Source organism: Alsobacter sp. (assembly GCF_059501845.1).
This window is the reverse complement of sequence record NZ_JCACDK010000005.1, coordinates 23023-49646: the sequence shown is the minus strand read 5'-3', so window position 1 is coordinate 49646 and position 26624 is coordinate 23023. Positions and strand designations below refer to the sequence as shown.

General features: G+C 67.9%; 21 protein-coding genes. 4 read left to right on the top strand and 17 right to left on the bottom strand.

The features are described 5' to 3' along the window. Window positions 1–26: 26 nt before the first annotated feature. The gene (gene lexA, locus AC5JCN_RS05475) at window positions 27–734 is read left to right on the top strand and encodes a transcriptional repressor LexA (protein WP_495754020.1); all 708 of its coding nucleotides are present in this window, start codon (window positions 27–29) and stop codon (window positions 732–734) included. Here lexA and AC5JCN_RS05470 read toward each other — a convergent pair. Continuing rightward, complete coding sequence (locus tag AC5JCN_RS05470; RefSeq protein ID WP_495754019.1) at window positions 728–3115, bottom strand: ComEC/Rec2 family competence protein; 2388 nt, start codon at window positions 3113–3115, stop codon at window positions 728–730. The two genes, lexA and AC5JCN_RS05470, sit on opposite strands and share 7 nt — an antisense overlap. Window positions 3116–3255: 140 nt before the next feature. Between AC5JCN_RS05470 and gltX the strand changes: the two genes are divergently transcribed. The 3 genes from gltX (at window position 3256) to AC5JCN_RS05455 (ending at window position 6928) form a co-directional block, all read left to right on the top strand. Continuing rightward, the gene (gltX, locus tag AC5JCN_RS05465) at window positions 3256–4698 is read left to right on the top strand and encodes a glutamate--tRNA ligase (protein ID WP_495754018.1); all 1443 of its coding nucleotides are present in this window, start codon (window positions 3256–3258) and stop codon (window positions 4696–4698) included. A 221-nt stretch (window positions 4699–4919) separates the two neighbouring features. After that, complete coding sequence (gene gltA / locus AC5JCN_RS05460; protein WP_495754017.1) at window positions 4920–6206, top strand: citrate synthase; 1287 nt, start codon at window positions 4920–4922, stop codon at window positions 6204–6206. A gap of 74 nt (window positions 6207–6280) precedes the next feature. Beyond that, window positions 6281–6928: a carboxylesterase family protein gene (locus tag AC5JCN_RS05455; RefSeq protein WP_495754016.1), complete on the top strand. Its 648-nt coding sequence runs from the start codon at window positions 6281–6283 to the stop codon at window positions 6926–6928. Between the two features lie 3 nt (window positions 6929–6931). Here the strand turns inward: AC5JCN_RS05455 and AC5JCN_RS05450 are convergent, their stop codons facing one another. From AC5JCN_RS05450 to dnaE, 16 genes are all read right to left on the bottom strand, one after another. Further along, on the bottom strand, window positions 6932–7897 hold the full coding sequence (locus tag AC5JCN_RS05450) for a DMT family transporter (protein WP_495754015.1): 966 nt from the start codon (window positions 7895–7897) through the stop codon (window positions 6932–6934). A 108-nt stretch (window positions 7898–8005) separates the two neighbouring features. Beyond that, entirely contained in the window at window positions 8006–9223 is a 1218-nt protein-coding gene (gene lpxB / locus AC5JCN_RS05445; RefSeq protein ID WP_495754014.1) for a lipid-A-disaccharide synthase, read from the bottom strand. After that, on the bottom strand, window positions 9220–10056 hold the full coding sequence (locus tag AC5JCN_RS05440) for an LpxI family protein (RefSeq protein WP_495754013.1): 837 nt from the start codon (window positions 10054–10056) through the stop codon (window positions 9220–9222). Before AC5JCN_RS05440 ends, lpxB begins: the two co-directional genes overlap by 4 nt. Window positions 10057–10059: 3 nt before the next feature. Further along, on the bottom strand, window positions 10060–10869 hold the full coding sequence (lpxA, locus tag AC5JCN_RS05435) for an acyl-ACP--UDP-N-acetylglucosamine O-acyltransferase (protein WP_495754012.1): 810 nt from the start codon (window positions 10867–10869) through the stop codon (window positions 10060–10062). After that, window positions 10866–11330 (bottom strand): 3-hydroxyacyl-ACP dehydratase FabZ, encoded by a 465-nt coding sequence (gene fabZ, locus AC5JCN_RS05430; protein ID WP_495754011.1) that lies wholly within the window; start codon window positions 11328–11330, stop codon window positions 10866–10868. The genes lpxA and fabZ overlap by 4 nt, the downstream gene beginning before the upstream one ends. A gap of 40 nt (window positions 11331–11370) precedes the next feature. Beyond that, window positions 11371–12432 carry a UDP-3-O-(3-hydroxymyristoyl)glucosamine N-acyltransferase gene (gene lpxD / locus AC5JCN_RS05425; protein ID WP_495754010.1) on the bottom strand — a complete coding sequence of 354 codons (1062 nt, stop codon included), beginning with the start codon at window positions 12430–12432 and terminating at the stop codon, window positions 11371–11373. Between the two features lie 51 nt (window positions 12433–12483). After that, the gene (gene bamA, locus AC5JCN_RS05420) at window positions 12484–14862 is read right to left on the bottom strand and encodes an outer membrane protein assembly factor BamA (RefSeq protein WP_495754009.1); all 2379 of its coding nucleotides are present in this window, start codon (window positions 14860–14862) and stop codon (window positions 12484–12486) included. A 200-nt stretch (window positions 14863–15062) separates the two neighbouring features. Next, entirely contained in the window at window positions 15063–16202 is a 1140-nt protein-coding gene (gene rseP / locus AC5JCN_RS05415) for an RIP metalloprotease RseP (RefSeq protein ID WP_495754008.1), read from the bottom strand. Window positions 16203–16297: 95 nt separating this feature from the next. Next, window positions 16298–17503 (bottom strand): 1-deoxy-D-xylulose-5-phosphate reductoisomerase, encoded by a 1206-nt coding sequence (gene dxr, locus AC5JCN_RS05410; RefSeq protein ID WP_495754007.1) that lies wholly within the window; start codon window positions 17501–17503, stop codon window positions 16298–16300. Then, the gene (locus AC5JCN_RS05405; protein ID WP_495754006.1) at window positions 17503–18354 is read right to left on the bottom strand and encodes a phosphatidate cytidylyltransferase; all 852 of its coding nucleotides are present in this window, start codon (window positions 18352–18354) and stop codon (window positions 17503–17505) included. Before AC5JCN_RS05405 ends, dxr begins: the two co-directional genes overlap by 1 nt. Further along, window positions 18351–19118, bottom strand: a complete 768-nt coding sequence (locus AC5JCN_RS05400) for an isoprenyl transferase (RefSeq protein ID WP_495754005.1) — start codon at window positions 19116–19118, stop codon at window positions 18351–18353. The genes AC5JCN_RS05405 and AC5JCN_RS05400 overlap by 4 nt, the downstream gene beginning before the upstream one ends. Before the next feature lie 26 nt (window positions 19119–19144). Beyond that, window positions 19145–19705, bottom strand: coding sequence for a ribosome recycling factor (gene frr / locus AC5JCN_RS05395; RefSeq protein ID WP_495754004.1), 561 nt, complete (start codon window positions 19703–19705; stop codon window positions 19145–19147). A 126-nt stretch (window positions 19706–19831) separates the two neighbouring features. Further along, entirely contained in the window at window positions 19832–20548 is a 717-nt protein-coding gene (gene pyrH / locus AC5JCN_RS05390; protein WP_495754003.1) for a UMP kinase, read from the bottom strand. A gap of 57 nt (window positions 20549–20605) precedes the next feature. Continuing rightward, complete coding sequence (gene tsf / locus AC5JCN_RS05385; RefSeq protein WP_495754002.1) at window positions 20606–21529, bottom strand: translation elongation factor Ts; 924 nt, start codon at window positions 21527–21529, stop codon at window positions 20606–20608. Window positions 21530–21725: 196 nt separating this feature from the next. Beyond that, complete coding sequence (locus tag AC5JCN_RS05380) at window positions 21726–22736, bottom strand: 30S ribosomal protein S2 (RefSeq protein WP_495754001.1); 1011 nt, start codon at window positions 22734–22736, stop codon at window positions 21726–21728. Between the two features lie 168 nt (window positions 22737–22904). Further along, on the bottom strand, window positions 22905–26369 hold the full coding sequence (gene dnaE / locus AC5JCN_RS05375) for a DNA polymerase III subunit alpha (RefSeq protein ID WP_495754000.1): 3465 nt from the start codon (window positions 26367–26369) through the stop codon (window positions 22905–22907). Window positions 26370–26624 lie beyond the last annotated feature (255 nt).

Here is a 26624-nt window from a genome sequence, read left to right as displayed (position 1 = left end):
GCGATCGCTCCGCAGGTGGCACCGGCATGTTGACGCGCAAGCAGCACGAACTCCTTCGCTTCATTCACGACCGACTGCGCGAGGACGGCGTTCCGCCCTCCTTCGACGAGATGAAGGAGGCGCTGGACCTGCGCTCGAAATCCGGCATTCACCGGCTGATCATGGCGCTGGAGGAGCGCGGCTTCATCCGCCGCCTGCCCAACAGGGCCCGCGCCATAGAGGTGGTGCGCATGCCCGAGCAGGCGGTGCCGGCCGGCGCCCCGCGAGGCCGCTTCAGCCCGAACGTCATCGAGGGAACGCTGGGCAAGCTGCGGCCGCGCCCGGTCTCGGGCGGCAGTGACGACGCAAACCCGAACGTGGCGATACCCGTCATGGGGCGCATCGCGGCAGGCACGCCCATCTCGGCCCTGCAGGTCCGCAGCCACACGATCAGCCTGCCGCCGGACATGATCGGATCCGGCGAGCATTTCGCACTCGAGGTCCGCGGCGACTCGATGGTCGATGCCGGCATCCATGACGGCGACACTGTCGTCATCCGCCGGCAGGACAGCGCCGACACCGGGGACATCGTCGTCGCACTGATCGACGACGAGGAGGCCACCCTGAAGAGGCTGCGCAAGCGGGGCTCATCGATCGCGCTGGAAGCCGCCAATCCGGCCTACGAGACGCGCGTGCTCGGCCCCGACCGGGTGCGCATCCAGGGCCGGCTGGTCAGCCTGCTGCGCCGCTACTGAGCCTCTTCCTCGCCGTCCGGAGAGGTGGTGCGCGGCATCCGCGGTGGCGGTCTCGCCTGCGGAACCGCACCGGGTGGCGGGGCACGCAGCCATGGGCGCTCCACACCGGGTGGTCGAGCCTGTGTCTCGGCGATGACGCTCACTGTAGTCCCGGCTGCTTCGGCAAAGCCCTGCCCCGGCAACGACATCGGCGGACCTGTTGAGAGTTTGACTCCGGCAATCCCTTCGCTGCCGAGTGCCATGGAGACGGCTCCCGTGCGGGCCAGCGAGGCTCGGTCGATGAGAAGCGCGGGGGTGCACCATGGCGGCGCCCGAAGAGGCGTGACGAGGATCGTGGCGCGCCGGCAATCCTCCTCGAAGGCGGCGGGGGCCGTCGCGAGCACGATGGCGCCTCCGCCGAGTAGCCGTCCGACGCAGCCGATGGGGTCGCAGGACGTGCCCTTCACGAGCGACGGGTCGTCTGGCGAGCGCCCGTCGGCATCGGCGGCGAGCCACTGCGTGACGGCGAAGTCGCCCGCCCCCCGGCCGAGAATTGCGAGCCGTCCATCCTCGGTGCGGAACGCCAGGGCTCTCGCGTCCTGCGGGACCACAAGGTCCATGCGCGGCGCCGAGGCGGCCAGCGCGACGCCTGCGACTGCGGCGGGAACGGCGGACAGGCGCAGCCATCCACGCCAGAGCGTGGCGAGAACCACGGCCGCGGAGAGCCCGAGCAGGGCACCATGTCCGAAGGCCGGAGAGTGGCGGACCGCGCCCGGCAGGCCCGCGACCCAGGCCGAGAGCGACAGCATCCCCTGGACACCAAGCCCCATGACCCGCCAGACCGGCGTGTCGAGCCCGAACGGCATGGCGACCATCCCGAGCATTGCCATCGGCATCACCACGATGCTGACGAGCGGCAGCGTCAGGATGTTGCCGACGATGCCCAGCAATGTCCCGCGCTGGAAGTGATAGAGCGCGAAGGGGGCCGTCGCGGCCTCGGCAACGAGGGTCGAGAGCACGGCGAGCACAACGTGCCGCCGGGCGGACCCGAGAAGGCGTGCGACCGGCCCCGGGGGCGGCGCATCGCGCGGACTGGGCTGTTGCTGGCGCAGCGGCGTGAAGGCTCCCGCTTCCGGGTCGCTGCCCGGAGCAGCCCTCTCGAACAGGGCGATCAGAGCAGCGACGGCCGCAAACGACATCTGGAAGCTCGGGCCGAGCAGGCTCTCCGGCTCCAGGGCGAGCACCACCATCGCCGCGAACGCGAGGTTGCGCATCGAGAGCGCCGGCCTGTCCACGAGTATGGCACCCATCAACACGAGGCTCATCACCAGCGAGCGCTGCGTGGCGATCTCCGCGCCGGCGAAGGTGTTGTAGACGAGGGCCGCCCCCATCCCCGCCAGCGCGGCGATCTTGCGCAGGGGCCAGCGCAGCGCCAGTTCGGCCGAAAGGGCCAGCGTGGCTCTGACAAGCCAGAACACCATCCCGGCCGCGAGCACCATGTGAAGCCCGGAGATCGAGACCACATGGTAGATGCCGGCGCCGCGCAGGGCGTCGTTCGTCTCTTCGGGAATCAGCCCGCGCTTGCCGGTGACCAGCGCAGCGCCGACGGCGCCCGACGGCCCCTCGACAGCGCCGACGATACGGGCGGTGAGGTCGTTTCGGGCACGGTCGACCAGAGCCCGAAGGGAAAGTCCCCACCCCGCAGCAGCGGGAGCCTGCGCGACGGCTACGGGCCCGAGGACCGAGCCGACGGCGCCGATGCCGGAGAAGAAGGCCTCGCGCGCGAAATCGTAGCCGCCGGGCCGAGAGGGCTCGGGCGGCGGCATGAGCCGGGCCCTCACGGCGACGAAAGCGCCGGCTTTCACTTCCGGGCGCCCCTGGGCGACGAGCCGGACCTTGCCGGGGAGCGCGCCGGGCGCCATCCCCTCGATTTGCGAGACGTGCAGCAGCAGCCTGACGGACGCCGCCTGCACCTCGACGCTTTCCACGTAGCCGGACACCTGCGCGATACGCACGCGGTCGAGCACAGGCGCGGCGACCGAGGCCGTGCGCAGGCTCGCGGCCGAGAAGCCGGCGGCCAGGAACGCAAGGCCGAGCGCGACGGCAAAGGGCGCTCCGGCGCGGCGGCGCAGAAGGATGGCTGCCGAGGAGAATACGGCCAAGGCGAGCGGCCCCGCAGCGAGCCACGGCTCCCGGTCGGCCGCGAAGTAGAGGAGGATGCCGGCGGCCATCACGACAGGCAGGAACAGGAAGGCCCGCCCGGCGTCGAGCTCTCCCCGCAGGGAGCGCCCAATGGTGGCATGCGCCGTTTGCGCCCACCTCGCGGCAGCGTCCCACGCCGCCCAGCCGGCATAGCCTGCCTCGGCTTCCGCCGTCGTGCCGCGACCGTGACCGAACGCCATACGCGGCCCCCGCTCCCGGAGCCAAGCGCCCCTTAACGGCGCCGTCCATTGATGCTACACGACGCCCTCCCCGGCGCCACCGCCGCCCGGTTGAAACGCTTTCCCGCCCTGCACGCCCTATTTCCGGAACCGAGCGCGCGATGTCCCGTCCCGTCGTCACCCGTTTTGCCCCCTCCCCCACTGGCTTCCTGCACATAGGCGGCGGGCGGACGGCCCTGTTCAACTGGCTCTACGCCAGGCGCTTCGGCGGCACGATGCTGCTGCGCATCGAGGACACGGATCGCGAGCGTTCCACCGATGCTGCCATCGACGCGATCCTGGACGGCCTCTCCTGGCTCGGCATCACTTGGGACGGCGACGTCGTCTACCAGTTCTCCCGGGCCGCCCGGCACCGCGAGGTGGCGGAGGGCCTCCTGGCCAGGGGGCTGGCCTACCACTGCTACGCCTCGCAGCAGGAGCTCGAGGAAATGCGCGAGAAGGCGCGGGCAGAGGGCCGGCCCATGCGCTATGACGGCCGCTGGCGCGACCGCGATCCCGCCGAAGCCCCCGCCGGGGTCAAGCCCGTGATCCGCCTCAAGGCACCCGTCGACGGCGAGACGGTGGTCGAAGACCGCGTCCAGGGCCGCGTCGTCTGGCAGAACAAGGACCTCGACGACATCGTGCTGCTGCGCTCCGACGGCACGCCGACCTACATGCTCGCGGTAGTGGTCGACGATCACGACATGGGCGTCACGCATGTGATCCGCGGCGACGACCATCTCACGAACGCGGCAAGGCAGACGCAGATCTACCAGGCTTGCGGGTGGGAGGTGCCGGAGATGGCGCACATCCCGCTGATCCATGGGCAGGATGGCGCCAAGCTGTCCAAGCGCCACGGCGCCCTGGGCGTGGATGCCTACCGCTCGCTGGGCTACCTGCCGGCCGCGCTGCGTAACTACCTCGTGCGCCTCGGCTGGAGCCATGGGGACCAGGAGTTCTTCACGACCGACGAGATGGTCGCCGCGTTCGACCTGCCTGGCATCGGCCGCTCGCCCGCGCGTTTCGACTTCGCCAAGCTGGAGCACCTGAACGGCCACTACATGCGCGCCTCATCCGACGAGGATCTCCTGGCCGCGCTTGACACCATCCTGCCCGAGATCGGCCCTGCGCGCGGCGCACCGGCGAAGCTGGAAGGCGATCTGCGCAAGCAGTTCCTGGCCGCGATGCCGGGGCTGAAGGAGCGAGCCAAGACCTTGGTCGAGTTGCTGGACAGCGCCTACTACCTCTATGCGCAACGTCCGCTGGCGCTGGAGCCGAAGGCCGAGGCGCTTCTCGCCGAAGGCGGCCGGGACAAGGTCGGGGCTTTGCTGCCGCGCCTCGAAGCCCTCGAGGACTGGAGCGCCGCCTCCACCGAGGCCGCCGTGCGCGCCTTCGCCGAGGAGACCGGCATCAAGCTCGGGCAGGCGGCCCAGCCGCTGCGGGCAGCCCTGACCGGGCGGTCCACCTCCCCGCCCCTGTTCGATGTGATGGCCGTCCTCGGCCGCGACGAGACGCTCGCCCGTCTCGCAGACCAGACTTCCGCGAAAGGCGCCGTAAAGGCCTGAGCACAGTGCAGGACACCCGCCTTTCGGTGTGGTTGAATGCCGTCTGGAAGTGGGCTAGCAAACCCTAGGATCCTGCGAAATTTTGCAGTGACCGTGTTTGTTGGCCGCCTTTCCCGACGGCAAGCCGCGGTTTCTTCGAGTTGTCGCCGTTCTCCTGCATGTTCCCGGCCCGGTCCGGGATGCAGTCCCATGCCGCACCGAAGGCCGAAGGACCATCGCCCATGAGCGACAAAGCGTCATTCCAGATCGACGACAAGGAACTCGATCTCCCGGTGCGACCAGGTTCGATCGGCCCGAGCGTCGTCGACATCGGCAAGCTCTACGCCCAGACGGGCATGTTCACCTACGATCCCGGGTTCACGTCGACGGCGAGCTGCGAGTCGCAGATCACCTATATCGACGGCGATGCCGGCATCCTGCTCTATCGCGGCTACCCCATCGAGCAGCTGGCCGAGCACGGCGACTTCTTGGAGACGTGCTACCTGCTCCTCTACGGGGAACTGCCGACGGCCGCGCAGAAGGCCGATTTCGACTACCGCGTCACGCGCCATACCATGGTGCACGAACAGATGATGCGGTTCTTCCAGGGTTTCCGCCGCGATGCTCACCCGATGGCGGTGATGGTGGCCTCGGTCGGCGCGCTCTCGGCGTTCTATCACGACTCGACGGACATCTCGGACCCGCACCAGCGCATGGTCGCCTCCATGCGTATGATCGCAAAGATGCCGACGCTGGCCGCGATGGCGTACAAGTACTCCATCGGCCAGCCCTTCATCTATCCGCAGAACAACCTCGACTACACCGCGAACTTCCTGCGCATGTGCTTTGCCGTGCCGTGCGAGGAGTACAAGGTGAACCCGGTGCTGTCGCGCGCGCTGGATCGCATCTTCATCCTGCATGCCGATCACGAGCAGAATGCCTCGACGTCGACCGTCCGGCTTGCCGGCTCGTCCGGCGCCAATCCCTTCGCCTGCATCGCCGCAGGCATCGCCTGCCTCTGGGGTCCCGCCCATGGCGGCGCCAACGAGGCGGCACTGAAGATGCTGGAGGAGATCGGGTCGGTCGAGCGCATCCCCCACTTCATCGCCAAGGCCAAGGACAAGAACGATCCCTTCCGGCTGATGGGCTTCGGCCACCGGGTCTACAAGAACTACGACCCGCGCGCGAAGATCATGCAGAAGACCACGCACGAGGTGCTCGCAGAGCTCGGACACAAGGACGACCCGCTGCTCGAAGTGGCGATCGAACTCGAGCGTATTGCACTGCACGACGAGTATTTCGTCGAGAAGAAGCTCTACCCGAACATCGACTTCTACTCCGGCATCACGCTGAAGGCGATGGGCTTCCCCACTGCGATGTTCACGGTGCTCTTTGCACTGGCACGCACCGTCGGCTGGATCGCCCAGTGGAAGGAGATGATCGAGGATCCGTCCCAGAAGATCGGGCGTCCCCGCCAGCTCTACACCGGCGCACCCCAACGCGAGTACGTCTCGATCAACATGCGCTGACGCCGGCGCCGCGCTACAAGGAAGGGGCCCTCTCGGGCCCCTTTTTCGTAGAGACACCAGCAGCGGGTATCGCCATGGCCTTCGTCGAGCGCAGCGTCTCCGGCCGGAAGTTCAAGGTGCACATGCCGGATGGTGTCGAGGGTCTGCCGCCCGCCATCCTCTTCCTGCATGGCCGTGGCGAGAGCGGCAAAAATGGCGCGCAGACCAAGATCGGACTGCCTCCCGCCGTTCTGGCCGCGCCCGAGCGCTGGCCTTTCCTCGTCGTGTGCCCGCAGAAGCCCAACAAGGATACGCTGTGGCCGGACTGGATGGAGATGCTGGAAGAAATCCTGGCCGCGGTGGACCAGGAGTTTCCGAGCGACCCGGCCCGGCGTTACCTCACCGGCCTCAGCCAGGGTGGCCACGGCACGCTGCGCCTCGCCACCGGGCTGTCCTGGCGCTTTGCGGCCATCGCGCCCGTCTGTGGCTGGGGCGACCCCATGCGGGTTGCTCTCGCCATCCGGAATGTGCCGACGTGGCTGTTCCACGGCACCCAGGATCTCGTCGTTCCCGCCAGTTGCTCCGTCTCGGTGGCCGACTGCATGACCGGCACGGTGTCTCCCGCCGCCGTGCGGCCGCGCCTCACGCTCTACCCCGGGGTGGGCCACGATTCCTGGACGGCGGCCTATGCGGAACCGGAGCTGCCCGGCTGGTTCCTCGCGCACCGGCTGGAGAACGCCTGAGGCCTACTCGCCGGGCTGTCTCTCTTCCGCAACGCTGCCGCTACCGCGCAGGGCTCTGCGCAGCAGGTCCCAAGGCCGCCCGTCGATCGCCGCCAGCCCGAGCCCGATCATGACCATTCCTGCGATGTGGCGCGTTTCCAGGCGCTCGCCGAGGAACAGCACGCCCAGGATGATTGCCGTCACCGGCAGCAGGAAGGTGACCAGCATCAGGTTGGTCGCTCCCGCGCGGGCGAGGATCCGGAAGTATATGACGTAGGCGAGCGAGGTTGACAGCAGCGCCAGCGCGGTGACGGCGAGCAGCGCCTCAGGCGTGGGTGCCGGCATGGCCCACGGCCTGTCGAAGACCAGTGTCGCCGGAAGGAGCATCGCGGCTCCGCAGGTCAGCTGGCCCGCGGCGATGGAGAGGGGTGCGAGACCCATCGCCTTGAAGCGGCGTCCGTAGACGCTGGAAGCGGCATAGGACGCCGATGCCACGAGGCAGGCGACCTCCGCCAGCACGTAGATGCTGAGCGAGGACAGCGCCGAGATGCCGACCATCACGACAACCCCGCCGAAGCCGACGAGCACGCCTGCCGCGCGGTTGGGCGTGAGCTTTTCATCTGACGTGAAGACGTGCGCGAGAAGCACCCCGAAGAGGGGCGTCGTCGCGTTCATGATCGCGGCGAGGCTGGAGGGGATGTTGCCCTGCGCCCAGGCGAAAAGCGACATCGGCAGGACGTTGTTCAGGATCGACATCCCGGCCAAAGCGAGCCAAGCGCGCGAGCCGCGCGGCGCCGGTGCCCCGGTGAGCAGGAGGATGGCCCAGAGCGCGGCCGCCGCAACGCTCACCCGCATCGCGACGATGGCAAAGGGCGGCATGGTGTGGACGGCGATGCCGATGAAAAAGAAGGAGCCGCCCCACAGGACCGACAGGAAGACGAGGAAGCCCCAGTCCCGTGTGTCCATGCGGCGGTGGATGGCGGCGCTCATCTGGGCATTTCCCGACTTCCGGATGCCGGGGGTCTAGCACGCCCCCTCAGGTGTCGCCTTCCGGTTCTTGCGCTGCATCGCCGGCCGGTGTCGACGGCTCGGAGGCGATTACCGTGCGTTGCCCGATGGGCCGGCGGGCTCCGGCTTCCCCCGACGCTCGACTGCTTCTCGCCCTGCGACCCTCAGCACGATCTCGGCCGCCAGCCGGCTCGGGGTCTGGCCGCCGGGCAGGATCATCAGGCCGTCCAGCCGCCGCAGGGCAGCGAGCTGGCTCCGGCGCTCCGGCGTATCCGTGAGAAGCGGCTGCAATGCAGCGGAAAGCCGCGCGGGATTTGCATCCTGCTGAAGGAGTTCCGGGATGGCGTTCGTTTCGAGAATCAGGTTCGGCAGGACGATGGAGGGCACGTTGATGACGTGCTTCAGCTGCTCTTCGAGCTTCGACACCCGGTAGGCCACGACCATCGGAACTCCTGCCAGCGCGAGTTCGAGAGTAACGGTGCCGGAGGCTGCGAGCGCGGCGGTGGCGCGCCGGAACAAGGCCAGCTTCGCGGCCTCGCCTTCGACCACGTCGGGAACCACGGGCCAATCCGCTACCGCCGCCCGGATCGCTGCAGCGAGGTGCGGGACGGCGGGGAGCGCGAGCTCGAAGCGGATGCCCTGCTCGCGCAGCAGGCCTACGGCTTGTCCGAAGGGCTGAAGTAGTCGCGAGATCTCCGACCGCCGGCTGCCGGGCAGCACGAGAAGCAGAGGCGGGCCGGCATCGCGGCGCGCGTCCTCCTCCGGCCCGGGGCGGAGCTCGGCCAGCCGCTCCACGAGGGGGTGGCCGACATAGGTGCAGGCGGGGCCGCCGAGATCCCTGTGTGCCTTCGGTTCGAACGGAAGCAAGGCCAGCACGTGGTCGACATAGGCGCGCATACGTCTCGCCCTTCCCGGCCTCCAGGCCCAGACGCTCGGGCTGACATAGTCGACGACGGGCAGACGAGGCAGAGCCTTGCGCACGCGGCGGGCCACGCGGTGCGTGAAATCAGGGCTATCGACGATGACGAGAACATCAGGACGTGCCGCCACGATGGCGTCGGCGGTCTCGCGGATCCGCCGCAGCAGCGACGGCAGGCGCTTGATGACGGGCAGGATGCCCATGACAGCGATGTCGGAGAGCGGGAAGAGGCTTGCCATACTCTCGCGTTCCATCGCCTCGCCGGCCGTGCCCGTGAAGCGCACGCCGTCAGCGCCGAGCCGCTCCTTCAGCGCCTGCATCAGCTTGAAGCCGAGCTGGTCGCCGGAATGCTCGCCGACGACGATGGCGACATGCAGAGGCGTGCTCATGCAAAGCCCATGAGGAAGAGACCTGCCTTGTCGGCGGCCCTGACGATCTCGGCGCGATCGACGAGGACGACACCGCCCGCCTTGACCGCGATACCGGACAGCCCTGCCGCACGGACCTTCTCGACCGTGCGAGGGCCGATGGCAGGCAGGTCGATGCGGACGTCCTGGCCCGGCTTGGGGATCTTCACGAGAACGCCGCCCTGCCCGTCAAGCTTCACCCTCTTACGCCGCTGGAGATCGACCACGCGGGCGAGAGTTGCGTCTGTCCCCTCGGGGCCTTCGACGGCCAGCACACGGCCGCTGCTGACGACGACGGCCTGCCCGACATCCCAGGGGCCCATGGCGGCGAGCAGTGCCCGGCCGCGCTCGACGTCGGCGATAGCGGCCTCCTTCAGAGCCACGGCGCCGATCACGCCCTCCGGAGCCAGCACCGACGGAGCAATCTCCTGTGCGCCCGCCACCGTGAACCCCGCCTCCTCGATCAGGTCGACGACGCCGCGCAGCAGCCGGTCGTCGCCGGCCGACAGGATGCGCGCGAGATCCTCGCGGTTGCGGTAGGCGGAGAAAACTGAGCCGATGGCGAGCGGCCCCGGCCGTGTGACCGCGCCGGCAAGGACCACGCAGGACGGCGCGCACTGCCGAAGGGCCGCAATCATGCCTCCGGGATCGAGCATGTCCACGCCGACATAGGGGAATCGCCGCAAGAGCTTGTCGGCAAACCCGCGCAGGCCGATGACGGTGACCTCCCGGCCGGCGGCCCTTGCCGCGTCGGCAACCTCGAGCGGAAAGGCGCCGCCGCCCGCGATGATGGCGACCGAACCGGGCGCCACCACGGCTCAGCCCTCGGACGCGTCGCGCGGCGTGCAGATCGAGCGGTTGCCGCCCTCGCGCAGGAACTCGAGGATCTCGTGCACGACGGGGTGGCTGGCAAACTCCACCCCGACATCCTCGATGCGCTCGGTAAGGGTGCCCTCGTCGGCGAAGAGGAGCCTGTAGGCGCGGCGAATGTCGTGGATGACCTCGCGGGAGAAGCCCCGGCGCTTGAGGCCGACGATGTTGAGGCCGGCGAGATGGGCGCGGTTGCCGATGGCGATACCGTAGGGGATCACGTCGTTCTCGACGCCGGAAAGGCCGCCGATGAAGGCGTGGGAGCCTATCCGGCAATACTGGTGCACCGCCGCGCCCCCGCCAATGATGGCGAATGCGCCAACCTGGCAGTGTCCCGCCAGCATGACGTTGTTGGAGAAGATGACGTTGTCGCCGATGCGGCAGTCATGCGCGACGTGCGAACCGGCCAGGAACACGCAGCGGTCGCCGACCGTCGTCACGAGGCCGCCGCCCTCGGTGCCGGGGTTCATGGTGACCCCCTCACGGATCATGCAGTCCGACCCGATGGTGAGCGTCGAGGGCTCTCCCTTGAACTTCAGGTCCTGCGGCTGGTGGCCGATGGAGGCAAAGGGGAAGATGCGAGCGCGGGGACCGATCTCGGTCCGGCCGGCCAGGACGACGTGGCTGATGAGCTCGCTGCCATCGCCCAGGGAAACGTCAGGTCCCACAAGGCAGAACGGGCCGATGGTGACGCCCTCGCCGAGCCTTGCACCCGGCTCGACGATCGCGGTGGGGTGAATGCGGGTCATCGTGGTCATTCGGTCACGAGCATCGCGCTGACATTGGCCTCGCAGACGACCTTGCCATCGACCTTCGCTTCGCCGCGGAACCACCACATGTTGGCGCGCTGCCGGGTCTTGGTCATGTGGTAGTGCACGACGTCGCCGGGCACCACCGGTTTGCGGAACTTCGCGTTGTCGATGGTCATGAAGTACACGACCTTCGGACGGGCGGTGCCCATCTTCGAGTGCACGCAAAGGGCGCCCGCCGTCTGCGCCATCCCCTCGATCAGCATGACGCCGGGCATCACCGGGCGGCCGGGAAAGTGGCCGCTGAACTGCGGCTCGTTGAAAGTGACGTTCTTGATGCCGATGCAGCTGTCGTCGCCCCGCATCTCGACGATCCGGTCGACGAGCAGAAACGGGTAGCGGTGCGGAAGGAGCTCGAGGATCTTCAGGATGTCAGCGGAATCGAGCGTCTCAACAGCCGTATCGTTCATCATGGGCCCCGTGCATGCGGCACCCTCCGGGACGCCGGCCTCAATCGCCGGCTCCGGGCTCGGGCGCGGCGCCTCTCCGCTTCGCAAGATTGCTGACGAGCGTCAACTCCCGGAACCAGTCCTTGACCGGCTTGGCGGGGGTTCCTCCCCAGCGTGATCCCGGCGGCACATCACCAGCGACGTTGCTCGACCCTGCGATCTGTGCGCCTGCGCCGATGCGGACATGACCAACGACGCCGACCTGGCCGCCCAGGGCGACGAAATCCTCGATCGTGACGCTGCCGGAAATGCCGGCCTGGGCGACGATCACGCAATGGCGCCCGATGACGACGTTGTGGCCAATCTGGACGAGATTGTCGATCTTGGTGCCCTCGCCGATCACGGTGTCGCGGTTGGCGCCGCGATCGACCGTCGAATTGGCGCCGATCTCCACGTCGTTCTGGATGATCACGCGGCCGACCTGCGGCACCTTGAGGTGACCCTGCATCCCCAGCGCGAAGCCGAAGCCGTCCTGGCCGATGCGCACGCCCCCGTGGAGGATGACGCGATCGCCTAACAGGGCGTTGAGGACGGTGGCGCCAGCCCCGATGGAGCAGTCCCGGCCGACACGGACGTTGGGGCCGATGACGGCTGTGGAGCAGATCACGGTGCCCGCCCCGATCTCGGCGCCTGGCCCGACCACGGCACCTGGATCCACCGTGACACCCGGCTCCAGGCGTGCCTGGGGGTGCACCATGGCGCCGTGCGAGATGCCCGAGGCCTCGAACACGCTGCCGGGCCGGTCCGCGGAGGGAAACAGCTTCGACGTGACGGCTGCAACGGCCCTGTAGGGCTGTGCGGTGACGAGTGCCGCGACGCCGTCCGGCACCCGCTCGGCGAAGCGCTGCGAAACGAGGCAAGCCGTAGCGCGGGTCGCGCCGAGTTCGGAGGCGTAGCGGGGATTGTCGAGGAAAACGAGGTCGCCGGTTCCGGCCCTGTCGAGAGGCGCCACGCCGGTGACCAGCGTTGCGGGATCGCCCGTCGCGATCTGCGCCCCTGTGAGCGCTGCGATGTCGGCCAGCGACAAGGGCGCCGCGAGGCGGAAGAAGACGGGGTCGGACATCAGGGACTCACGGCTGCCGGCCCGGGACGATACCCGGGCCGGCAGCCAATATCAGAAGGAGGTGCCGCCCGTGAAGCGGAAGATCTGCGTACGGTCGCCGGTCGCCTTGGTGATGGGATAGGCGAGGTCGAAGCGGATCGGTCCGAGAGGCGACTGCCAGAGCAGCGAGGCGCCAACCGACGAGCGGATCGTGTGGCTGTCGAGAACGGTCAGGCAGGTGGGCTGCTTGGTCCAGCTGCTCGAGCTTCCGCCGGGGCAGTACTGGTAGGGAGCAATGTCGGCAAAGTTCGTGCCGGCGTCGTAGCCGAACAGCGTACCTGCATCCGCGAAGACGGCGCCCTTCATGCCGAATTCACGCGGCAGGCCGAACAGCGGGAACTGTACCTCGGCGCTGCCGCCGAAATAGGTCGTGCCGCCCAGCGCGTTGTTCTTCGGGTCCGAAGCGTCACGCGGGCCGATGCCCGACGGCGCAAAGCCGCGAACCAGCGACGGTCCCATGAAGAACTGGTCGACGATCCGCAGGTCGTTGCCGAAGATATTGCCGCCCTGGACTTTCAGCATGCCGACGAAGTCGTCGGTGAGCTCGTGGTAGTACCGCACTTCGCCGGTTGTACGGATGAACCGGCTGTCGCCGCCCAGACCCGCGAAGTCCTGCTTCAGCTCGGCGTAGAGACCGGAACGAGGATTCCGGTTGTTGTCGAGCGTGTTGTAGGCGAGCGTGTACCCGACGAGCGAGGTGATCGACTTGCCCTGGCTCTGCTTCAGCGCGATCGATGCCTCGCCGTTGTTCACGCAGTTCGGATACGACGTTCCGTACCCGACATTGTACCAGCAGTCATTGAACGGCTTGCTCTCGGTGTTCGGGATCGTCACGTCCTGCTGGTACAGCGAGTACCGGAACAGAACAGACGTTTCCTCGGTGAGAGGCAGACCCAGGCGGAGCGTGCCGCCCGTCATGGTGTTCTCGTAGTAGGAGTAGCGGGTGTTGTCGCTCTGCTTCGAGAACAGGTCGAAGCCGGCCGCCATCCGGCGCTCGAGGAAGTACGGCTCGGTGAAGTTGAACTCCACGCCCTTGCTGTACTGGCCGGTCGAGGCGGCAAGGCGGACATACTGGCCGCGGCCGAGGAAGTTCGTCTCGGACACCGCGACCTCGGCGATGAAGCCGTCCGTCGTCGAGTAGCCGCCGGAGACCGAGAACTGGCCGGTGGGCTGGTCCTCGACATCCACGTTGACGATCACGCGGTCCGGGGTCGAGCCCGGCTCGGTGGTGATGCGGACGCGCTTGAAGTAGCCGAGATTGTTCAGCCGGCGCTCAGCCTTGTCCACCAGAACCTTGTTGAAGGCGTCACCCTCGCCCACGTCGAACTCGCGACGGATAACATAGTCGCGCGTGCGGGTGTTTCCGCGGATGTTGAGGCGCTCGATGTAGACGCGCGGCCCCTCTTCCACGACGTAGGTGATGCCGATCGTGCCGTCGGCCGGGTTGCGGTTGCCCTGCGGGCGAACCTGAGCGAAGGCGTAGCCCTTGCTCGCGACCTCGGTCGTGATCTTGGTGAGGGTCTTCTCGACATCCTCGGCATTGTAGGTCGAGCCGCTCGTCGTCTCGACGAGCTTGTCTAGCCGCTGCGATTCGACATCGGGGATGCGCGAGTCGACGGCGACGTTGCCGACCTTGTACTGCTCGCCTTCCTCGACCGTGATGATGACCTTGTAGCCGCCGGCGGCCTGGTCGAACTGCACGTCCGTGTTGACGACGCGGAAGTCCGCATAGCCGTGCTTCAGGTAGAAGCGGCGGACCTGCTCGAGGTCGGTCTGGATCTTGTCGGGATCGTAGACGTCGGTGTTCTTCAGCCACGACAGGAAATTGCTTTCCGTCGTGGTCATCTGGTCGCGAAGGCGGCTGGATGAATAGTGGTTGTTGCCGATGAACTCGATCGACTTCACGCCGGTCTTGTCGCCCTCGACGATGTTGAAGACGACGTCCACGCGGCCATTGTCGAGCGGCACGATCTGGGCCGACACCTGGGCGAGGCCGCGGCCGCTGCGGGCGTAGACATCCTTAAGGCGCTGGACGTCGGAATCGACGGTGGCCTGGCTGAAGGCGCCGCGGTCCTTCGACTGGACCTCCTGCGACAGCTGGTCGGATTTCAGCTTCTTGTTGCCCTGGAACACGACACGGTTGATCGCGTCGTTCTCCCGCACGGAGATGACCAGGCTGCCGCCCCGCTGGGACACGCTAACGCTGGAAAAAAGCCCCGTCGCCAACAGGTCCTTTTGGGCCTGGGCAGGCGAAACACCCGTCGCATAGGAGCGGATGGTCTCCGTGTCGACGCGCCGATTTCCCTGAACGACGATGCTCTCGGCAAATGCCGGAGCCGCGACCGACACGAGAAGGGCGATGCTCGCCGCGGTGTTCAACAGGCCCCGCATGGAACGCCGGTGGCCTAATTTCTCGACTGTCATCGAGTTACCCGCCCTCTTCTGTGGTTTCCGGTAGGCCCGACAGGCGCGCCCGGACTCCCCGGATGTACCCGTCGCTTCTACAAATTTTCAGCAGCCCTGCAAACTTAGATTCCTAACGAATCGCCCGTTTCCCAGCTGGCGTGTCCGACGAGACACTTAGCATCGGGTTAAAGCGAGACGAGGTGCAGCAGGTCGTTGACGGTGGTGAACAGCATCAGCATCACCACCAGGCCAAGGCCGATCCGGAAGCCAAACTCCTGAACTCGTTCACTCAGAGGCCGCCCCCTCGCCGCCTCGACGGCGTAGTAGAGGAGGTGTCCCCCGTCCAGCAAAGGTACGGGAACCAGGTTAATAAGACCGATAGAAACTGAGAGGATCGCGGCAAGGTTGAGGAGCGCCGCAATGCCCGCCTGCGCCACCTCGCCCGACACCTGCGCGATGCGGATGGGGCCCGACAGCTGGTCGGTCGATTCCGTCCCGGCGAAGAGCCCGCGGACATAGGCTCCCGTGCGCTCGATGATGAACCACGTTTCGCCGACGGCGGCCGAGACGGCCGTCGCGGGCCCCATCGAGAGCGTCCGGACGTCGGCAGGGTCGCGAGACCCGCTGACGCCCAGTTTTCCGAGCCGCTGCTTGCCGAAAGACGTCGATTCGATCTTGAGTTCGGGTGTCGCCGTCAGCGCCACCTCCTGGTTGCCGCGCTGCACCACGAAGGCGAGCGGCACGCCGGGCGAGGTCGACACGATGCGCTGCATGTCGGCGAAACTGTCGATCTCGGAGCCGTCGATCGACACGATGAGGTCGCCAGGCTTCAGGCCGGCCCGCTCGGCCGCGGTGCCGGGCAAAACCTGGTCGATGCGTGGCGTAACGATCTGTTTTCCATAAACCAGATTGATCGAAGCGAAGACGACGATGGCAAGGATGAAGTTTGCGATGGGGCCGGCCGCCACGACCGCCGCCCGCTTCCAGACCGGCTGGAAATGGAAGCTCACCGCCTTCTCCTCAGGCGTGAACTCCTGCAGCGATCCGTCGGGCATGGAGGCCGCGTTGGCGTCGCCGAAGAACTTGACGTAGCCGCCGAGCGGAATCGCCGCAAAGCGCCAGCGCGTTCCCTTGCGGTCGGTCCAGCCGAACAGCTCGGGCCCGAAGCCGATGGAGAAGGTCTGGACGCGGATGCCGCACCAGCGGCCTACGATGAAATGGCCGAATTCATGCACGAAAACGACGACGATGAGGACGAAGAGGAAAGGAACCAGATATCCGCCAGCCATGTTCACGAGCCCATGCAGGGCACCCACCACGTCCATGTCGTGTCCTCTTCTGCACCCGTCGACGGAGATGTGTCGGGTGCGCGCATCCTAGCCGCAATCCGTAAGTCCGGCGACCTAGGGTGAATCAGTAGTTAATGTGTCGCAGTTGCGGCAATCCCGGCCGGAGACATAACGAATTCCCGGGCGACGGCGCGTGCCTCGACGTCGATGGCGAGTGCGTCGTCGACGCTTGCCGGCTCCTCGCCCGCTCCCGACCGGCCAACCCGCGCCATTGTCGCCTCGACGACCCGCGCGATGCCGCCAAACGGAAGGGAGCGCCCCAGGAAGGCGGCGACAGCCACCTCGTTGGCGGCGTTCATGACCGTGGCCAGGGACCCGCCCCCTTCCAGGGCCGCGAGAGCGAGGCCGAGCGCCGGGAAACGCGCGATGTCGGCTTCCGCGAAGTCGAGCCGGCCGATGGCGGCGAGGTCGAGCCGCGGCGTCGCCACGCCGAGCCGCTCGGGGTAGCCGAGGCAATGCGCGATCGGAACCCGCATATCCGGCATGGCGAGCCCTGCTGTGACTGAGCCATCGCGGAACGTGACCAGACCGTGCACGATCGACTGGCGGTGGATCAGCACACCGAGGCGCCGGGCGGGCACCCCGAACAGGTGATGGGCTTCGATGACCTCGAGCCCCTTGTTCATGAGCGAGGCGGAATCAACCGTGATCTTGGCGCCCATGGACCAGTTCGGGTGCGCAAGCGCCTCCTCGGGCCTGGCCATCGCGATCTTATCGGCCGGCCAATCCCTGAAGGGGCCGCCGGACGCCGTGAGGATCATGCGGTCAATGTCGTCGGCGTCGTGACCACCGAGTGCCTGGAAGATCGCGTTGTGCTCGGAATCGACCGGCAGGACAGTGGCTGCGGCTGCCCTGGCGTCGCGCATGAAGGCCGAGCCGGCACAGACGAGACATTCCTTGTTGGCGAGCGCCACCCTGCGGCCCTCGCGCACCGCGGCGTGAGTGGCGCGCATTCCCGCCGTGCCCGCGATGGCGGCGACCACGATGTCGGCCGGCGCCGAGGCCGCCGTCGCGACCACCGCCTCCTCGCCGGCAGCAGCCTCGATCCCGCTTCCGGCGAGCGCATCGGCGAGAGCGCGGTAGGCGCCGGGGTCGGCGACGACGGCGAGCCGCGCGCCGAATTCCCTCGCGATCGCCGCGAGGCCCTCCGCGTCGCTGTAGGCCGCCACGGCCTCGACCGGAAAGCGCTCGCGATGCTCCGCCACGACTGCCAGCGTGGAGCGGCCGACTGACCCTGTCGCCCCGAGAATCACGAGGCGGGCCGACTGACCGGCCATCAGCCAGGCCCCGGCCCGGCGTGCAGGAGCACACCCATGAGCACGCACACGGCAAAGAACGAATCGAGCCTGTCCATCACGCCACCATGCCCCGGGATGAGATGGCCGGCATCCTTGACCCCGTATCGACGCTTCAGCGCGGACTCCAGCAGGTCGCCCCCTTGGGAGAGCACCGCCGCAAGGACGGACAGGATCACCAGCGCCATCTCCGAATACCAGCCGAGGCCGTAGTGATAGCGCGCCACCTGCACGAGGGCCACGCCCGCAGCGGCGCCCCCGATGACACCGCCGATAAATCCCGACCAGGTCTTCTTCGGGCTCAGCCGCGGCCATAGCTTCGGCCCGCCGATCGAGCGCCCGGTGAAGTAGGCGATGATGTCGGTGCCCCAGGTGATGGCGAACATCCACAGCACAGCGACCAGCCCGTGCGCCTGGTTGCCGCGCACCTCGACGGGGACGACGGCGATGACGGCGGCATAGAACACGCCCGCGAAAGCCGGCAGGCGGGCCGGGCCAGGCGCGAGAATCCCGGCGATAACAGCGCCGGCCAGGAGGATCAGAACCGGCAGGAGGCCGACCGCCTGAGATTCCGCGAAGACGCCCGCGGCCGCGATGGCGACGGCCCCAGCCAGCCAGCCGGCCGTAAGCTGCCACCCCTTCGTGCCGACGACGGCCAGCCACTCACGCAGGAGAAGAATGGCAGCCAGTGTCCAGAACACCGCGAAAGGCGCCCCGCCCCACCACGCTGCACCAAGCGCCAGCGCGGCCATGACGAGCGCGGACACGATGCGAAGCGCCAGTTCCGATGTGGTCCGGCCTGCGGGCGCGGCAGAGCCGGGCTGGTCGGTCAAGAAGCCGCTCCCGCCCGCGTCGACAGACCGCCGTAGCGGCGGTCGCGCAGGCGGAACTCGGCGACCGCATCTTGAAGCGCGGCCATGTCAAAATCGGGCCAGAGAACGGGAGTGAAGACGAACTCGGCATACGCCGCCTGCCAGAGCAGAAAGTTGGAGAGGCGCATCTCGCCCGACGTGCGGATCACAAGATCAGGATCGGGGATGCCGGCAGTCTCGAGGCGGGAGGAAAAGGCGTCCTCGTCGATGTCGCGGGGCGAAAGCCTGCCTTCGGCTACGTCACGGGCGAGGCTCGCGGCAGCGCGCAGCATCTCCTGGCGGGCGCCGTAGTTGAAGGCGATCACCAGGGTCAGCCCGGTGTTGTCCCGCGTCAGGTTCTCCGCCTCGTCGAGCAGCGAGTCGATGTCGTCGGACAGGCGCTCGCGCGACCCGGCGATGCGCACCCGAACTCCCTGGCGGTGAAGCTCGGCGAGATCCTTGCGGATGAACCGCTTGAGCAGCCCCATGAGGTCGCTGACCTCCTGCGCCGGGCGGCGCCAGTTCTCCGACGAGAAGCTGTAGACCGTGAGATAGCGGATGCCGAGCGTAGCGGCGTTCGATACGGTCCGCCGCAGCGCCTCGACGCCGCGCCGATGGCCCTCGAGCCGCGGGAGGCCCCGAGCCGAGGCCCAGCGGCCGTTTCCGTCCATGATGATCGCCACATGCGCCGGAACGCCGATGGCGCGGGCGCGAAGAGTGGTCTCGGCTTCAGACCAGTCAGACATGCCGGGCCTCCGCCTCGATCCGCCGCTCAGACGTGCATGATTTCCTTTTCCTTGGTCGCCAGTGCGGCATCGATCTCGGCGATGGTCTGGTCGGTCGCCTTCTGCACCTGCTCGGAATGGCGGTCGAGCTCATCCTGGCTGACATGACCATCCTTCTCGAGCTTCTTCAGCTGATCGAGCCCGTCCCGGCGGACGTGGCGCGCCGCGACGCGGGCTTCCTCAGCATATTTATGCGCAACCTTTACGAGTTCCTTGCGACGCTGCTCATTCAGCTCCGGAATCCGGATGCGCAGCACCTGCCCCTCCGTGTCGGGGTTGAAGCCGAGGTTGCTGTCGCGGATCGCCTTTTCCACGGCCTTGACCATGGACCGGTCCCACACTTGAACCGAGATCAGGCGGGGTTCGGGCACATTGACGGTGGCCACCTGGTTCAGCGGCATCAGGCTGCCATAGGCATCGACCTGGATGGGATCCAGCAGGTTCGCGGAAGCGCGCCCCGTGCGCAGGCTCGCAAGATCGCTCTTGAAGGAGGAGAAGGCGCCCTGCATTCGGCGCTTCACGTCGGCGAGATCGAACGAGGTTGTCATCGATGCGTCCGCGTTGCTTGTTCTTGAGGATGATCTTGGGCTTACGCCGCCGCGTCACTCTGTTCAAGTGCCGAAGAGAGCGCACACCGCACCGAACAGGGTACCACGGGCGTGACGGCCCGCCTGTCAGGGCGTGACGAGCGTCGAGGGAGCCTCGCCCCGGAGGATGGACGTGATCGCGCCTGGACCGTGAGCAGAACCGACGATGACTGCAAGCCGGTTCTCGCGGGCAAGCGCGAAGGCGGCGGTGTCCATCACCTTGAGGTCGCGCGTGATCGCCTCATCGTGGGTCAGCGTGGAAAAGCGGGTTGCGCTCGGGTCCTTCTTGGGATCGGCGCTGTACACGCCATCGACCTGCGTGGCCTTCAGCACCGCGTCGCACTTCAGCTCGACGGCCCGGAGAACCGCCGCCGTGTCTGTCGTGAAGAACGGGTTGCCGGTACCGCCGCCCAATACGGCGACGCGGCCCTTGGTGAGGTGATGCAAGGCGGGCTGCCGCGCATAGGTCTCGCAGATCGACGGCATCGCCACCGCAGACATGGTGCGCGCGGGCGCACCGGCCGCCTCCAGCGCGCTCTCCAGGGCGATGGAGTTCATGACGGTGGCCAGCATGCCCATGGCGTCGGCCGTGGCGCGGTCGATCCAGCCGGCGGCGCCCACCTTTGCGCCGCGGATGACGTTGCCGCCGCCGATGACGACCGCGAGTTCAAAGCCCGCGAGCCGTGCGGCGGCGAGATCCGCGGCGAGCGTCGACAGGGTCTGGGGGTTCAGCCAATAGCCGTCCGGGGCGATCAACGCCTCGCCGGAAAGCTTCACCAGAATGCGCCGGTGCTGCGCCGCCATACCGAACCTCCAGAAGCCGCCAGAAACGAAACGGGCGGCCGAAGCCGCCCGCAAGGCTCAAGCCTGGCCGCCGGCCGCGGCCGCGACCTCGGCCGCGAAGTCCGATTCCTGCTTTTCGATGCCCTCGCCAAGCGCATAGCGATGGAAGCCTGTGACCTTGACCGGGGCGCCGACGCGGCCCTCGCTCTCCTTCACCGCCTGGGCGACCGACTTGGAGCCGTCGTGGATGTAGACCTGATCGAGGAGGCAGACCTCCTTGTAGTAGGTCTTCAGCCCGCTCTCGACGATCTTCTCGAGGACGTTGGCGGGTTTGCCGGCATTCTTGTCCGCCAGCACGGCCTTCTCGCGCGCCACGACGGCAGGGTCGAGGCCGGACGAGTCGAGGGCGGAGGGGCTCGCGGCGGCGACATGCATGGCGAGCATGCGCCCGAGCGCCGTCAGTTCCTCGGTGGAACCGGTCGATTCCAGCGCGACGATGACACCGATCTTGCCCAGGCCCGGGGCGACGGAGCCATGAATGTACTGGCCGACCACGCCATGGCTGACCGACAGTTCAGCCGCGCGACGCAGCGTCATGTTCTCGCCGATCGTCGCGATGGCGTTCGAGACGGCGTCCTGCACCGTGCCGCCGCCGGGATAGTGCGTGCCGAGCAGCGCCTCCGTGTCCGCCTTCTTCTCGAGAGCGACGTCGGCGATGGTGCGCACCAGGGCCTGGAACTCCTCGTTGCGGGCGACGAAGTCCGTCTCCGAGTTCACCTCGACGACAACGCCACGGTTGTCGCGCACCGCCACGGCGACCAGGCCCTCGGCAGCGACGCGGCCGGACTTCTTGGCGGCCTTGGCGAGGCCCTTCTTGCGCAGCCAGTCGATGGCGGCCTCGACGTCGCCGCCATTGGCCTCCAGAGCGGCCTTGCAGTCCATCATGCCCGCGCCGGTCTTCTCGCGCAGGTCCTTCACCAAAGCGGCGGTGATCGTGGCCATGGGTCTCACCCCTTTCAATTCGATGTCTTGGGCGCGAGCCGGGACCGGCCTTGTCGCCCGGGCGGCAGGCGCCGCCGTTGATCTCACCCTCGCGCCCCGTGCTCATGACAGTCGGGGCGGAAGCCTGTCTCACAGGTCCGCCCCGGCGGGGCCGCGGCGCGGCAGGGAAGGACCCGCGGGGCGGGTCCCGCCGGTATCAGGCGTTCTCGAGGAACGAGCGGGCCTGCTGAACCCAGCCCTCGCGGTCGATCCGGCCGCCGAGCTTTGCGAGCTGGTCGACCTTGGCGACGTCCTCCGGCGACATGGCGGCAACCTGCCAGTAATGGAAGATGCCAGCGTCGTTGAGGTTCTTCTCGTGCTGCGGGCCCATGCCCGACAGGCGGGACAGGTCGTCCGGCGCGCCGCGCGGGGCGGTGAGCAGCTCGAAGGCCTCACCGGTGGGCGAGCCCGTCTCGGCCGGGGGAAGCTCTTCCACCATCGGCTCGGCGGAAGCACCGACGTCGTGCCCGCTCGAACCCTGGCCGCGCGAGATGCCGTCGATGGCGGCGCGCGAGATCAGGTCGCAGTAGAAGGCGATGGCGCGGCCGGCGTCGTCATTGGCCGGAACCGGGAAGGTGATGCCGTCGGGGTCGCAGTTCGAATCGACGATGGCGGCGACCGGGATGCCGAGGCGCTGCGCCTCCTTGATGGCCAAGGCCTCCTTGTTCGTGTCGATCACGAACAGCAGGTCGGGAATGCCGCCCATGTCCTTGATGCCGCCGAGAGCGCGCTCGAGCTTCTCCTTCTCGCGGGCGAGCATGAGGCGCTCTTTCTTGGTGAGGCCCTGGGCACCGCCGCCGAGGATCTCATCCACCTTGCGAAGGCGCTGGATGGAGCCCGAGATCGTCTTCCAGTTCGTCAGCATGCCGCCGAGCCAGCGGGAGTTGACGTAGTACTGGGCCGAACGCTTCGCGGCATCGGCGATGGCATCGGACGCCTGGCGCTTCGTGCCGACGAACAGCACGCGGCCGCCGGCGGCGACCGTGTCGGAAATCGCCTGCAGCGCGCGATGAAGCATCGGCACCGTCTGGGCGAGATCCAGGATGTGGATGTTGTTGCGCTCGCCAAAGATGAACGGAGCCATCTTCGGGTTCCAGCGGTGGGCCTGGTGGCCGAAATGCGCGCCTGCTTCCAGGAGCTGGCGCATGCTGAAGTCTGGCAGAGCCATCTGCGTAATTCTCCGGTTCGAGCCTCCGCGGGACGTGAACCGGACACATGCCCGGTCACCGGAACGGCCGAAGCCTTGCTCCCGCGTGTGGAATGGGGCGGCTCTTACTACAAGACGGGAAGCCATGGCAAGGGCGAGGCCCGCAGACCGGCCCGCCGCATCCCCGGATCAGGCGTACTCGACCGTCACCACTCCCGGGACAGCCTTGAGCGCACCAGCGATCTGGGGCGTGGCCTTGTAGCGTCCGGGCAGGCGGATTTCCACCTCGCGCTGGCCGCCGTCGACCATGACGATCAGGGCCACTTCTCCGTCGCCGCGTTCGCGCAACCTCTCCGCGATGGAGGGCAAGGGCTTGTCGTCCCTCAGGAAGATGCGCATCGACGAGGGCAGCTTGGCGGCCGCGGCGTCGAGCGGCTCGGCGCCCTGGATGCGGGCGCGCACCTCTTCGCCCTCGGCCGACGCCTGCAGGGTGAGGATGACCGCCCGGCCGGGCTCCAGCAGGTCGCGGAGCTGGTTCAGGCCCTCCTGGAAGATGATGGCCTCGAAATGCCCGCTCTGATCCGACAGGGCGAAGATCCCCATCTTGTTGCCGCTCTTCGTCCGGCGTTCCTGCCGGTCGAGGATGGTAGCGGCGACGCGGCCCATCGAGACGCCCTCCCGCACGGCGCGAGCGAAGTCCGACCAGCGCTGTACGCGCAGGCGCTTCAGCACGGGGTCGTAGTCGTCGAGAGGATGGCCTGTGAGAAAGAAGCCGATCGCCTCATACTCCCGCTGCAGCCTTTCGGACGCCGTCCATGGTGCGTGCGGGGCGAGCCGGAGCGTGTCCGAGCCGCGCCCGAAGATGTCCGCCTGGCCTGCCGACAGCGCCTCGTGCGAGCGCGCGGCAGCCGCCATGATCGAGTCCAACGCGGCATGGGCGCGTGCCCTTTCCGGCTCGATCTCGTCGAGGGCCCCGGCGGCGATCAGGCTTTCCAGCGTGCGCTTGTTGACGAGCCGCGGGTTCAGCCGCTGGGCGAAGTCGGCGAGGTCGGCAAAGGGACGCCCCTCGCGGGCCTGGACGATGCTCTCCACCGCCTGCGAGCCCACGCCCTTGACGGCGGCGAGGGCATAGCGGATCGTGAGCCCCCCCTGCCCGTCCGGGGTGACGTCGAAGGTCACGCCCGAGTGGTTGACCGAGGGCGGCAGGACCTTGATCCCGATACGCTGAGCTTCCCGGCGGAATTCCGAGAGCTTGTCGGTGTTCGACATGTCGAGCGTCATCGACGCCGCAAGGAACTCGACGGGGTAGTTCGCCTTCAGGTAGGCCGTCTGGTAGGCCACGAGGGCGTAGGCGGCCGCATGCGACTTGTTGAAACCGTAGTCGGCGAACTTGGCCAGCAGGTCGAAGATCGTGTCGGCGGTCGCCTGGTCCAGCCCGCGCTCCACCGCGCCCGTGACGAAGCGCACCCGCTGGGCGTCCATCTCCGCCTTGATCTTCTTGCCCATGGCGCGGCGCAGCAGGTCGGCCTCGCCGAGCGAGTAGCCCGACAGGATCTGCGCGATCTGCATCACCTGTTCCTGGTAGATGATGACGCCCTGCGTCTCCCTGAGCACCGCCTCCAGCTTGGGGTGCAGGTAATCCGGCTCCTCCTCGCCGTGCTTGCGGGCGCAGTAGACGGGGATGTTGGCCATCGGCCCCGGCCGGTACAGCGCGACGAGAGCGATGATGTCCTCGAAACGGTCCGCCCGCATCTCGACGAGGGCCCGGCGCATGCCCGCCGATTCCACCTGGAACACCGCGACGGTCTCGCCCCGGCCGAGCATCTCGTAGGTCTTCGTGTCATCGAGCGGGATGGCCGCGAGGTCGATGGCGATGCCCCGCCGGGCGATCAGATCCACCGCCGTCTTGAGGACTGTCAGCGTCTTCAGGCCGAGGAAGTCGAACTTCACGAGGCCGGCCGGCTCCACCCATTTCATGTTGAACTGGGTGACGGGCATATCCGACTTCGGATCGCGGTAGAGCGGCACCACCTGGTCGAGCGGACGGTCCCCGATGACAATGCCGGCAGCGTGGGTGGAGGCGTGGCGGTAGAGCCCCTCCAGCTTCTGCGAGATCTCCAGCAGCCGCGCGACGACCGGCTCCTCGGCCGCGGCGGCCTGCAGCTTCGGCTCGCCCTCGATGGCCTGCGCCAGCGTCACCGGCTTGGCCGGGTTCTGCGGGACGAGCTTGGTCAGCTTGTCGACCTGCCCATAGGGCATCTGCAGAACGCGCCCGACGTCGCGCAGGACGCCGCGGGCGAGCAGGGTGCCGAAGGTGATGATCTGCGCCACCCGGTCCTGCCCGTAGCGCTGCTGGACGTAGCGGATCACCTCGTCGCGCCGCTCCTGGCAGAAGTCGACGTCGAAGTCCGGCATCGACACGCGTTCCGGGTTCAGGAATCGCTCGAAGAGAAGGCCGAAGCGCAGCGGGTCCAAATCCGTGATCGTGGTCGCATAGGCCACCAGCGAGCCCGCGCCTGATCCACGGCCGGGACCGACCGGAATGCCGTGCGCCTTCGCCCACTGGATGAAGTCGGCCACGATCAGGAAGTAGCCGGGATATTTCATCCGCTCGATGACGGAGAGTTCGAAGTCCAGCCGCTCCCGGTACTCCTCCTCGGTCAGGCCCGGCGCCGGGCCGTGCGCGGCGAGCCGGGCGGTAAGCCCCTCCTGCGCCTGCCGGCGCAGCTCGGCGGCCTCCGCCTTCACCACTTCGTCGGGATCCTCGACATCGCCGGTCGTGAAACGGGGGAGGATCGGCTTGCCCGTGCGTGGCCGGAAGGCGCAGCGCATGGCGATCTCGACGGTGTTGGCCGCCGCCTCCGGCAGGTCCGAGAAGATCTCGACCATCTCCGCGCGGGTGCGGAAGTCATGGCGCGGCGTAAGGCGCCTGCGCTCCTCGTCGGCGACCAGCCGTCCCTGCGCGACGGCGAGCAGGGCGTCATGAGCGTCATAGTCGTCCGGCTTGCCGAAAAACGGCTCGTTCGTCCCCACGATCGGTATGCCGCGGCGATAGGCGAGGTCCAGGAGATCCGGCTCGATGGCCGCCTCCTCGGCGATGCCGTGGCGCTGGATCTCGACATAGAGCCTGTCGCCGAACCCGGCGAACAGCCGGTCGAGGCGTTGCAGCGCGAGGTCTGACTGGCCGGCCTGCAGCGCCTTGTCGACCGGGCCGCACGGACCGCCCGTCAGCGCGATCAGGCCTTCGGCATAGTCGAGCACGGTGTCGAGGGCGAGGTGGGGCGGCTCGCCGGGAGCGGGCGTCATGTAGGCCAGCGACCCAATGCGCATCAGGTTGGCGTAGCCGCCAGCCGTCGCAGCGAGAAGCACGATGCAGGGCCGCTCCACGAGGTGCTGCGCCCTCCCCGGCTTCTCGTCCCCCATCTCGACCGAGAGCTGGATGCCGACGATGGGCTGGACGCCGGCGCCAGACAGCTTCTCGGAGAATTCCAGCGCACCGAAGAGATTGTTGGTGTCGGTGAGCGCCAGGGCCGGCATGCGGTCCTTCAGCGCGAGCTTCTTCAGGTCGTCGACCCGCAGCGCCCCCTCCAGCAGGGAGAAGGAGGAATGCACATGCAGATGCACGAACCCGACGTCGCGCAGGATGCGTCCCACCACCTTCTCCCTTTGCTCGCGGCACCCGGCCAGCAGCCCTGCCCGATATGCAGCCGAGTCGCGGGCCGGAGTTTGGCTCCTCGATCCCGCCTGGTCCAGACATTGCGGCCCCGAAGCTGGGGACGGGTCTCGTCAGGCGCCGAACGCGCGCGCCCAGATGAGAACGGCCCCTGCAAAGGCGGCAAGCGCGCTGATCTCTGCAACGTCTTCGATGATACGCCGAAGCATGAAGCTCACTCCTTTTCTTGACATGAG